This is a genomic window from Streptomyces sp. NPDC050548 (assembly GCF_044457385.1).
GTDB lineage: Bacteria > Actinomycetota > Actinomycetes > Streptomycetales > Streptomycetaceae > Streptomyces.
On record NZ_JBITGV010000004.1, the window covers coordinates 440,055 to 451,771 of the forward strand.

6 protein-coding genes are annotated in these 11,717 nt (G+C 69.7%); 5 read left to right on the plus strand and 1 reads right to left on the minus strand.

The window, feature by feature from the left end; translation table 11 throughout:
- Positions 1-97 precede the first annotated feature (97 nt).
- Positions 98-2,944 carry a glycoside hydrolase family 3 C-terminal domain-containing protein gene (locus ACIBJH_RS15240; protein WP_399117291.1) on the minus strand — a complete coding sequence of 949 codons (2,847 nt, stop codon included), beginning with the start codon at positions 2,942-2,944 and terminating at the stop codon, positions 98-100.
- A 291-nt stretch (positions 2,945-3,235) separates the two neighbouring features.
- Between ACIBJH_RS15240 and ACIBJH_RS15245 the strand changes: the two genes are divergently transcribed.
- From ACIBJH_RS15245 to ACIBJH_RS15265, 5 genes are all read left to right on the plus strand, one after another.
- The gene (locus ACIBJH_RS15245) at positions 3,236-4,927 is read left to right on the plus strand and encodes an extracellular solute-binding protein (protein ID WP_399117292.1); all 1,692 of its coding nucleotides are present in this window, start codon (positions 3,236-3,238) and stop codon (positions 4,925-4,927) included.
- Between the two features lie 27 nt (positions 4,928-4,954).
- Positions 4,955-5,989: an ABC transporter permease gene (locus ACIBJH_RS15250; protein ID WP_399117293.1), complete on the plus strand. Its 1,035-nt coding sequence runs from the start codon at positions 4,955-4,957 to the stop codon at positions 5,987-5,989.
- On the plus strand, positions 5,986-6,939 hold the full coding sequence (locus ACIBJH_RS15255) for a carbohydrate ABC transporter permease (protein WP_399117294.1): 954 nt from the start codon (positions 5,986-5,988) through the stop codon (positions 6,937-6,939). The genes ACIBJH_RS15250 and ACIBJH_RS15255 overlap by 4 nt, the downstream gene beginning before the upstream one ends.
- A 104-nt stretch (positions 6,940-7,043) precedes the next feature.
- Positions 7,044-9,239 carry a 1,4-beta-glucanase gene (locus tag ACIBJH_RS15260; protein ID WP_399117295.1) on the plus strand — a complete coding sequence of 732 codons (2,196 nt, stop codon included), beginning with the start codon at positions 7,044-7,046 and terminating at the stop codon, positions 9,237-9,239.
- A complete protein-coding gene (locus ACIBJH_RS15265) occupies positions 9,239-11,209 on the plus strand; it encodes a beta-galactosidase (RefSeq protein WP_399117296.1) in 1,971 nt (656 codons plus the stop codon). The genes ACIBJH_RS15260 and ACIBJH_RS15265 overlap by 1 nt, the downstream gene beginning before the upstream one ends.
- The last annotated feature ends 508 nt before the right edge of the window (positions 11,210-11,717 follow it).

Genomic DNA, 11,717 nt, shown 5'->3' on the forward strand with positions numbered 1-11,717 from the left:
AAACGGTAACCATTTTCATATAGTCTCCCTGTAGGGGCCCGGCACCGATGCCTTCCGGTGCCGGGCCCCTATTTTCCGTCGGCCTGCTTCCGGACCCTCAGCCGGAGAAGCCGACGCGCGCGAGCCGCAATGGGCCGCGCAGCCTGATGTGCACGTCGTGCACGCCCTCGACGACGATCCCGGCGCCGAGAGTGGTGTAGTCGTACGGCCCGGATGTGGGTGCGGGCAGGGCGAGTCGGGCGAGTGTCGGGCCGCCGTCCAGGGACAGTTCTACGGTCCCCTCGCCCGCCACCTCCACGGTCACCTCCGTGACCCCGGCGCCGAAGTCGCAGTTCCGGTAGGTCAGTTGAGCCGTGCCGCCGCCCGCCGGTGTCACCGCGTCGCCCGCCGTCTTCGTCCGGTCGACGATCTCACCGCCCGACTGCTCGTCGAAGTCGGCGGCGGCCAGGCCGTGTTGGAGGACGGCGCGGGGCGCCGCGGGCTCGCCGGCGAGCGTCACCGTCGCACGCACGCGGATGTCCTCGCTGGAGGCGCCGACGAGGAGGTCGTAGGGACCCGGTTCGAGGCGGTGGTCGCCCCGGGCCACGTCCCAGAACTCGAAGGCGGACAGCGGGAGTTCGAAGGCGAGGTCCGCCGTCTCGCCCGGGGCGAGGGTCACGCGCCGGTGTGCGGCCAGTTCGCGGCGCGGGCGCGGGACCGACGGGTCGGCGGCGCGGGTGTACAGCTGCGCGACCTCGTCGGCCGTCACGTCCCCGGTGTTGGTGACCGTGAACGACACGTGCACCGCGCCGAGTTCGGCCCGGGCGCTCAGGTCGCCGTAGGAGAAGGACGCGTACGACAGGCCGTGGCCGAAGGGGAACAGGGGCGTGCCCTCGAAGTAGAGGTAGGTCTGGCGGCCGCCGATCACGTCGTAGTCGAGGAGGTCGGGCAGGTCGGTGTCGTCGGCGTACCAGGTCTGGGGGAGGCGGCCGGCGGGGGAGACGTCGCCGGCGAGGACGCGGGCCAGGGCGGTGCCCGCCGCCTGGCCGCCGTGGGCGGTCCACAGGATCGCGGGGAGGCCGGGGAGGTCGGAGGGGTCGACCGTGTACGGGTACGCCGAGACCAGGGCCAGGACCGTGTTCGGGTTCGCGGTGCGGGCCGCGCGCAGCAAGCGCTGCTGCTGGGGCGGGAGTTCGAGCGTCGTACGGTCCTCGGTCTCGCGGCCGTTGATGTGCGGGTCGTTGCCGGCGACGACGAGCACCACGTCGGCCGCCTCGGCGACCCGGGCCACCGCGTCCTCGCCGCGCTCGACGATCAGCAATTCGAAAACTTCCGCGCCTTCTTCGGCAACCTTCACGCCGTCGGCGGCGACAGAGACGTGGCGACCCGTACCGATGTGCAGCAGGAGGTGACCGTTCTCGTGGGGTTCCAGGCGGAATGTCTCCTGGACGACCCAGCCGCCGGGCTGGTCGGCGGAGGCGCGCACGTAGCCGTCCTCGGCGACCGAGAGGTAACGGCCGTCCGGGGCGCGGAGGGTGAGGACGCCCCCGCCCCAGTCGACGAGCGCGAGTTCGGTGCCGGTGGCGTCGGTGGTGAGCGGGGGGAGGTCGGTGCGGCCCGCGAGGAGGGCCGGGTCCAATGCGCCCTCGGCGCCACGCACTTCGTCGGGCACGTCCGCCAACGGGACGTGAAGGTAGGCGCCTTGGGAGGTTTTCAGCCGGACCCGGTCCACGCCCTCCGCGAACTCGACGCGCTCGGCGCCGAACCGCTCGTACAGGCCCTCCAGCGGGGTGGAGCGGTGGATCAACGTGCCGCTGTACCAGTCGAGTTTGCACTCGTCGGCGAGCAGTCCGACCACGGCGAGGCGGGTGTCGTGGGCGAGGGGCAGCAGGTCGTCGGCGTTCTTGAGGAGGACGACCGCTTGTTCGGCGGCCTCCTGGGCGAGGGCCCGGTGCGCCGGGGTGTCGAAGTCCTCGGTGCCGGTGTGCGGGTCGTGCGCCGGGTCGAACTCGCCGAGCCGGAACCGGACGGAGAGCTGTCGGCGCACCGCCGCGTCGAGGTCCGCCTCCGTCAACAGGCCCTGATCCAGGGCGCCTTGGATCCGCGCCACAATCGTCGAGCTGTCCGTGCCGTGGTCGGTGAAGCTGTCCACGCCGGCGAGCAGCGAGGCCGCCGTGGCCTCCTCGTGGGTGTCGAAGTAGTGCTCGGAGTCGACCAGGTTGGAGGGCGCGCCCGCGTCCGAGCAGACCAGGAGGTCCTCGTCGGTCCAGGTGCGCAACTGCTCGCGCAGATACGGCGAGACGTGGTTGGGGCGGCCGTTGACCAGGTTGTACGCGGGCATCACCCCGGCCACCGCGCCCGCCTCGACCGTCTCGCGGAACGCGCGCAGGTCGTACTCGTGCAGCACGCGCGGGCGGACGGAGGACGACGTGACGTCGCGGCCGGTCTCGTTGTTGTGGGCCAGCCAGTGCTTGAGAACGGGGGCCGTGCGCCAGTACGTCGGGTGGTCGCCGCGCAGGCCGCGCGTGTACGAGGTGGCGATCGCCGAGGTCAGCTTCGGGTCCTCCGAGTAGCCCTCCTCATTGCGGCCCCAGAGCGGGTGGCGCAGCAGGTTCACCGTGGGGGCCCACACGTTGAGGCCGACGCGGTCGTCGCGGGCGCGCATCGCGCGGACCTCCTTGGACACCGCGTCGCCGACCCGGCGTACGAGGTCCTCGTTCCAGGTCGCGCCCAGGCCCACCGCCTGCGGGAAGACCGTCGCCGGGCCCATCCAGGCCACCCCGTGCAGGGCCTCCTGGCCGGTGCGGAACGCGGCGACGCCCAGGCGCTCCACGGCGGGCGCGTACTGGTGCAGAAATCCGATCTTCTCGTCGGGGGACAGCCGTGCCAGCAGATCGTCGATGCGCTTCGCGAACGGCAGCTGCGGGTCGCGGAAAGGCGGCGTAGGCGGCGTTTGTGCGGTCACGTGGGGTTCCCCTTGCGATGGAGCGGCGCGGCTCTTTCGAAGCGCTTCGATGCTGATTCGATGCGGAGCGGGTGTCAAGAGACCTTCACCGTTATTTCAAGCAGCACATACGGACAGGTCACCCCGCACACCTCGGAGGAATCTTGGAAGCGACCCTTGTGCACCCAAGGGCGTTCACTTAACCTCGCAGCAACATCGAAGCGCTTCGACTAAGTGCTCTGTTCCACTCAAGACACCGCAGCCGACGGCTCCACCGCCGGGTGTCCTGGTGCGCCATGAAGGGTTGACGCAATGACGCCGAACGCCTCCGCCGCCTCCGCTCCCAGCCGGAGAAGTTTCCTCGCCTCCACGGCGGTCGTCGCCGCAGCGGTGGCGGGAGGGGTACCGCTGCTCTCCGCCTGCGGCGCCTCGGACAGCGGCTCGGGCGGGGGGAGTTCGCAGGGCAAGGGTGTCAAGAAGGTGCTGCCGGCCTTCGTCGCGAACAACGTGGTGACCCCGGACATCCCGGCGAAGAACGGTTCCGCGCTCGGCTTCACCAGCAAGCTCGACCTCGCGACCCTGAAGACCTCGGTGCCCAAGAAGCTCGGCAAGGGCGGCAAGGTCTCCATCATGTCGCCGTTCTGGGGCTCCCCGCCGAAGAGCGACAACGCCTACTACAAGGCGATGAACGCGCTGATCGGCGTCGACGTGGCCTGGCAGAACCAGGACGGCAACACCTACGACCAGAAGCTCGGCGCGGTTCTCGCCTCCAGCGACATCCCCGATGTCGTGGTCATCCCGGGCTGGAACATGGGCGGCAAGATACCCAGCGCCATCATCAACAAGTTCGCCGACCTCGGCCCCTACCTCTCCGGGGACGCGATCAAGGAGTACCCGAACCTCGCGGCGATCCCGACGGACGCCTGGCAACGCTCCGTCTTCGGCGGCAAGTTGCGCGGCCTGCCCCAGCCGTCCCCGTACGTCACCGGCATCGTGCCCCTGTACCGCAAGGACATCTTCGACAAGGAGGGGTACGAAATCCCCACCTCCGCCGACGAGTTCATGGCGCTGTGCAAGGAGATCACCAACGCCAAGGCCAAGCGGTGGGCCTGCCTCGACATGAAGTGGACCGCCTTCCAGGCGTTCGGCGTGCTCTCGGGCAGCGAGAAGCCGCTCGGCTGGAACCTCGTCGACGGCAAGCTGATCAACCGCATCGAGACCCCCGAGTACCTCGAAGCACTGGAGTGGACCCGCAAGCTCTTCGCCGCCGGATACGTCCACCCCGACGCCAAGTTGGGCAAGAGCGCGGCCACCGACCCGGGCCCCAAGTTCGCGGCCGGCGAGTTCCTCATCTACGCCAACAACATCTCGCAGTGGTGGAGCCGCACCGCCGAACAGGCCACCCAGAACCCGGCCTACAAGATCTGGGGCATGGACATCTTCGGCCACGACGGCGGCAACCCGAACCTCTGGGCCGAACAGCCCGCCGGAATCTTCGCCTTCATCAGCAAGAAGGCCTCCGAGTCCGTGATCCGCGACGCGCTGGCCGTCGCCAACGTCACCGCCGCGCCATACGGCACCAAGGAGTACATGCTCACCAACTACGGCGTGGAGGGCACCCATTACACCGTCAAGAACGGTGTGCCCACCAAGACCGACCAGGGCAACAACGAGGTCATCAACGCCTACGTCATGGTCGCCAGCCCCGCCGCCACCATCGCCCACCCCGACTTCCCCGAGGTCGCCAAGGCACAGGTCGAATGGCAGCAGCGGATGGGCGCGTTCACCAAGAAGTCCAGCTTCTACGGGCAGATGATCACCGAACCCTCCCGCTACACCAACCTCGGCAACGACTTCGAGCAGCTGGAGGACGACATCACCCGCGGCCGCAAGAAGATCAGCGACATGCAGCAGGCCGTGTCGGACTGGAAGAGCAAGGGTGGCGACCAACTCCGTGCCTGGTACCAGAAGTTGCTCGACGACAACGGCACCGCGACGAGCTGACCCGGTACCGAGGCAAGGAGAACGGCCGTGTCCCACAGCACGGTGCCTCGGAGCAGGACCGAGGCCGACACGACGGGCAAGTCCCCGGTGGCGTCCGGCGGCGCCACCGGCACCCGGCCCAACCGCCCCAAGGGAAAGCTGAGTTGGCGCCTCAGGTTCAGACGTGACCGCGTCCTGCTCCTGATGACCATGCCGGCCGTCCTGCTCATCCTGGTCTTCAACTACCTGCCGATCCTGGGCAACATCGTCGCCTTCGAGGACTACGACCCCTACGCCAGTGACAACGGCATCGTCTCGATGCTGCACAGCCCCTGGGTCGGCCTGGAGAACTTCCAGCAGATCTTCGCGGACTCCGCGTTCTGGAGCGCCGTACAGAACACACTCGTCCTGTTCTTCCTCCAGCTGATCCTGTTCTTCCCGATCCCGATCCTGCTCGCGCTGCTCATCAACAGCGTGGTCAGGCCCCGGGTCCGGGCGCTCTCCCAGGCCATCCTCTACCTCCCGCACTTCTTCTCCTGGGTGCTGGTCATCGCCGTCTTCCAGCAACTCCTGGGCGGAGCAGGGCTGTTCTCGCAACTGCTGCGGCAGCACGGCTTCGACGGCCTCGACGTGATGACCGACCCCGACACGTTCAAGTTCCTGGTCACCGCGCAGAGCGTGTGGAAGGACGCGGGCTGGGGGATCATCGTCTTCCTCGCCGCGCTGTCCTCGGTCAGTCCCGACCTCTACGAGGCCGCCGCGATGGACGGCGCCGGCCGCTGGCGCCGCATGTGGCACGTCACGCTGCCCGCGCTTCGCCCGGTCATCGCGCTGCTGCTGGTGCTCCGCGTGGGCGATGCGCTGACCGTCGGCTTCGAACAGATCCTGCTCCAGCGCGACGCCGTGGGACCGGGAGCGGCGGAGGTCCTCGACACCTTCGTCTGGTGGAACGGCGTCCGCAACCAGGACTTCGGCTACGCGGCGGCAGCCGGACTCGTCAAGGGCGTGATCAGCCTCGGCCTGGTCCTCGCCGCGAACAAAGTGGCCCACCTCATGGGTGAGCAGGGGGTGTACAAGAAATGACCGCCGTCATCGACAAACCTGTCGAGCCCGCCAAGTCCGTACGACAGCCGGGCCGTTGGGCCGCGCCGCCCCGCCCGACCTGGGAGGAGGAACCGAGCAAGGCCGGGCTCGCCGGCAAAGGACTCGTCCTCACCCTCGCCTGCCTCGGCATCCTCTTCCCGCTCTGGATCGTCCTCGTCACCAGCCTCTCCTCCCGCAAGACCATCGACCAGGCGGGCGGCCTGGTCATGGTGCCCAAGGGCATCACCTTCGTCGCGTACAAGGAACTCCTCAGCGGCGGCCAGGTCACTCGCGCGGCGGTCATCAGCATCCTCATCACGGTCGTCGGCACGGCGTTCTCGATGACGGTTTCCGTGCTGTGTGCCTACGGCCTCTCGCGTATCGGCTCGCTCGGGCACCGGTGGATCCTGATGCTGCTGCTCGCCACGATGTTCTTCAGCGCCGGGCTCATCCCGACGTACCTGCTGGTGCAGTCGCTGGGCCTGACCGACAGCTATCTGGCGTTGATCCTGCCGAGTGCGCTGAGTGTCTTCAACATCCTTGTGCTGCGCGGGTTCTTCATGGGTATTCCGCAGGAACTCGTCGACAGCGCACGGATCGACGGCGCCAGTGACTTCCGGATTCTCTGGCAGGTCGTCATGCCCTTGTCGCGTGCGGTGCTGGCCGTCATCACGCTGTTCTACGCCGTGGGTTATTGGAGCGCCTGGTTCAACGCGTCTCTGTATCTCAACGACCAGGACATGATGCCGCTGCAGAACGTCATGATCCAGCTGGTGCAGAAGCAGGAGGCGCCGGTGGGCCTGGGCCAGGCGATCAAGACGGGGGAGTTGTCGGGGCTGGCTGTGCAGATGGCGGTCATGGTGATGGCTTTGTTGCCGGTGGCTGTGCTGTCGCCGTTTGTGCAGCGGCATTTCAAGAAGGGGATGTTGACGGGAGCGGTCAAGGGCTGAATCGGTTGTGTTTTGGCTGCGGGTGGGTGGGGGCTGGTCGCGCAGTTCCCCGCGCCCCTCAAAAGCAAGTCTCCTCACCCCATCTCATACAGCGAGGTATGTGCATGCTTGCGTCCCGACTGAGCCGCCGGGCCGTTCTTGCCGGGACCGCGGCAGCCGCCGCGCTCACCACCGTGCCGGGCGTCACCACCACGGCGCACGCAGCGGCAGCCACCCCTTCCTACCGCTGGCGCAACGCCGCCATCGGCGGCACCGGCTTCGTCACCGGTGTTCTCTTCCACCCCTCCGTGCGCGGCCTCGCCTACGCCCGTACCGACATCGGTGGCGCCTACCGCTGGGACGACCGGACCGCCCGCTGGATCCCCCTCACCGATCAACTCGGCTGGGACGACTGGAATCTCCTCGGGGTGGAAGCCCTCGCCGTCGATCCGGCGCATCCGAATCGGCTGTACCTCGCCGTCGGCACCTACGCCCAGTCCTGGGCGAGCAACGGAGCGATCCTGCGCTCCGAGGACCGCGGTGCCACCTGGACCCGTACCGACCTCGCCGTGAAGCTCGGTGGCAACGAGGACGGGCGCGGGGCCGGGGAGCGGCTGCTCGTCGACCCGCGTGACAGTGACACCCTGTGGCTCGGCACTCGGCACGACGGACTGCTCAAGTCGGCCGACCGGGGCGCCACTTGGGCGGCCGTGACCGGCTTCCCGGCGACCGTCAGTCAGAGTGGCCAGGGCGTGACCTTCCTCGTCGCCGTCGGTCGTGCCGTCTACGCAGGGTGGGGTGACGGCGACGGGAGCGCGACCGCCGTCAACCTCTACCGCACCACGGACGGCAGCAAGTGGGAGGCCGTCCCCGGGCAGCCCACCGGCACCTCCGCCAAGGTCCCGATCCGTGCCGCGTACGACGCCCGCGCCCGCGAGCTGTACGTGACGTACGCCGACGCCGCCGGGCCCAACGGGCAGTCCGCAGGCAGTGTGCACAGGCTCGCGCCCGCCACCGGGCGCTGGGCGGACGTCACCCCCGTCCAGCCCGGCGGCAGCGACACCTTCGGCTACGGCGGGGTCGCCGTCGACGCCCGTCGTGCGGGGACAGTCGTCGTCTCCACCAACAACCGCTGGGCGGCCGTCGACACCCTGTACCGGACCACCGACGGTGGCCTCACCTGGACGTCCCTCAAGGACTCCGCTGTCTTCGACGTGTCCGAGACTCCTTTCCTCAAGTGGGGTGCTGACCAGCCGAAGTTCGGCTGGTGGATCCAGGCCGTCGCCGTCGACCCGTACGACTCGAAGCACGTCGTCTACGGCACCGGCGCCACGCTCTACGGCACCCGCGACCTCACGCACTGGGCACCGCGGATCCGTGGCCTGGAGGAGACGTCCGTGATCCAGCTGATCTCGCCCCCGGTCGGGGAGGCACACCTGATCAGCGCCTCGCGGGACATCGGCGTGATGTACCACGAGCGGCTCACGGCGTCTCCATCGCGCGGCATGGCGACGAACCCCGTGTTCGGGTCGGCGACGGGGATCGCGCAGGCCGCGGGCAGGCCGGCGTATGTCGTCCGCACGGGCTGGGGCGACAACGGCAACGGTGCCCACTCGGGCGACGGCGGCCGGACCTGGGCGCCCTTCGCTGCCCAGCCCTCCATCGCCCACGACGCACCGGGGCCGATCGCCGCCGGCGCCGACGGCGGTACGCTGCTGTGGTCCTTCGTGCACTGGGACGGCACGAAGTACCCGGCTCACCGCTCGGCGGACAACGGCGCGACCTGGACCGAGATCTCCTCCTTCCCGAAGGGCGCCACGCCGGTCGCCGACCCGGCCGACCCGACGCTCTTCTACGCATACGACACCGACACAGGAACGCTATACGCCAGCACTGACAGTGGCCTCTCGTTCACTGCGCGTGCGGGCGGACTGCCCGCCGGGGACAGCCAGTTCCAGCTGGTCGCGGCCCCCGGCAGGTCCGGTGACCTGTGGCTGAGCGTGAAGTGGAACGGTCTCTACCGGTCCGTCGACGGTGGCGCGAGCTTCAGCAAGGTCGCCAGCTGCTGGGCCTCCTACACCCTCGGCTTCGGCAGACCCGCCCCCGGCGCCGACTACCCGGCGATCTACCAGGTCGGCTCCACCGAGGCCATCACCGCCGTCTACCGCTCCGACGACGAGGCCAAGACCTGGGTGCGGATCAACGACGACCAGCACCAGTGGGGTTGGACCGGGCAGTGCATCGTCGGTGACCCGCGCGTGTACGGCCGCGTATACCTCGCCACCAACGGGCGCGGCATCCAGTACGGGGAGCGGATCTGATGCCTCAGCTCGGTGACGCCACCCGTGGCCGCGTCCTCTTCGGCGGCGACTACAACCCCGAACAGTGGCCCGAGGAGACCTGGCAGGACGACGTCCGGTTGATGAAGGAGGCCGGCGTCAACTCCGTCACCCTCGGAGTCTTCTCCTGGGCCAAGCTCGAACCCGAGCCGGGGGCAAGGGAGTTCGGCTGGCTGGACCGGCTGATGGATCTGATGCACGACAACGGGATCGGGGTCGTGCTCGCCACGCCCACCTCGTCCCCGCCGCCGTGGCTCGGCCGCCTCCACCCGGAGACCCTGCCCCGGGATGCCGACGGCCGTATCGAATGGTGGGGCGGACGCCAGCACTTCTCCCACTCCAGCGCCGTCTACCGCCACCACGCCGCCGCCATCACCGAGGCCCTGGCCGCCCGTTACGCCGGCCACCCCGCCCTCACGATGTGGCACATCAACAACGAGTACTGCACCTTCGACTACGGCGACGAGGCCGCCGTCGCCTTCCGCCGCTGGCTGCGCGCGCGGTACGGCACGCTCGACGCCCTCAACTCGGCCTGGGGCACGGCATTCTGGAGCCAGGGTTACGACACCTGGGACGGCGTCCTGCCCCCGCGCCACGCCCACTACCTCAACAACCCCACCCATGTGCTCGACTTCCGGCGCTTCACCTCAGACATGCTGCTGGAGTGCTACACCGCCGAGCGCGACATCGTCCGCCGGCACACCCCGCACATCCCGGTCACCACCAACTTCATGCCGCTGTGGGTCGGCCAGGACGCCTGGCGTTGGGCCGAGGAGGAGGACGTCGTCTCGGTCGACCTCTATCCCGATCCGCGTGATCCGCTTGGCGCCCAAAGTGCCGCCCTGATCCAGGACTTGACCCGCTCCCAGGCGCGCGGCCCCTGGATGCTCATGGAACAGGCGGCCGGACCGGTCAACTGGCGCGGGGTGAACCACCCGAAGCCGCGCGGCCTCAACCGCCTCTGGTCCCTCCAGGCCGTGGCCCGTGGCGCCGACGCCGTCTGCTACTTCCAGTGGCGCCAATCCCGGCAGGGCGCCGAGAAGTTCCACTCCGGGATGCTCAGTCACGCGGGGGAGCGGGGCCGTACCTTCCAGGAGGTCAAGCAGCTCGGCGCCGAACTCGTCCGCATCGGCTCCGAGGTGACGGACACTCACATCACCTCTGACATCGCGATCCTGCACGACTGGCACGCCTGGTGGGCCGGTACCCAGGACGGCCGACTCTCCACCGAGGTCGACCACCCCGAGGTCGTCCGCGCCTGGCACCGCGCCCTCTGGGAGTCCCACCTCACCACCGACTTCGCCCACCCCGAACACGACCTGTCCGCCTACGAGTTGGTCGTCGTCCCGCAGCTCTACCTCCTTACCGACACCGCGATCGACAACCTCCTCGCCTACGTCCGCGGCGGCGGCACCCTCGTCTGCGGCTTCCTCACCGGCATCGCCGACGAGGACGACCGCGTCCGTCCCGGCGGCATGGACGCCCGCCTCCGCGGCCTCTTCGGCATCCGCACCCTGCACGAGTGGTGGCCGCTGGACCCGGGGGAGACCGTCGAGTGCGAGGGCTTCCGCGGGACGCTCTGGTCGGAGGAGATCGAGCCCGAGGACGGCGCCGCCGACGAGGCGATCCCTTACAAGGGCGGGGAGTTGGACGGCCTGCCGGCCGTGCTGCGCAAGGGCAGCGCCTGGTACGTCTCCACACTCCCCGAGCCGTACGCGCTCCGCGCCCTGCTCGCCCGGGTCGCCGCCGAGGCGGGCGTCCGCCCGGTACTCGAAGGCCTTCCGGCGGGCGTCGAGGCCGTACGCCGCGGCGAGCTGCTGTTCCTGCTCAACCACGGACGCGAACCGGTGACCGTACAAGTCCCCGGCACACACGCCGACTTGCTCACCGGCACGACCGTCGAGGACGAACTCGTCCTCGGCCGCTACGGCGTAGCGGTGCTACGGCCATGACGGGCGGAGCCGGGTCTGGTGGAGGCGTGCCCGAGGCGCCGGGCGGGTCTGGTGGAGCGGTGGCCGGGGCGCGTGGGTCTGGTGGAGCGGTGGCCGGGGCACGCACGTCCGGTGCAGCCGGGTCCGGGGCGCCCGGGTCCGGCGGAGCCGCGCCCGAGGGACACAGGCCCGGTGGAGCGCTGCCCGAGGTGCGCGGGTCCGGTGGAGCGGTGCCCGAGGCGCGCGGGTTCGGTGAGGCCGGGTCCGGGGCGCGCGGGTCCGGTGGTGTGGTGGCCGGGGCACACACGTCCTGTGTGGCCGTGCCCGAGACATGCAGATCCGGCAGACCCACGCCCGAGGGACACAGGCCCGGTGGGGCGGTGCCCGAGGCACGCGGATTCGGTGGGGCGGTGCCCGAGGTGCGCGGGTCCGTTGGAGCGGTGCCCGAGGCGCGCGGGTTCGGTGAGGCCGGGTCCGGGGCGCGCGGGTCCGGTGGTGTGGTGGCCGGGGCACACACGTCCTGTGTGGC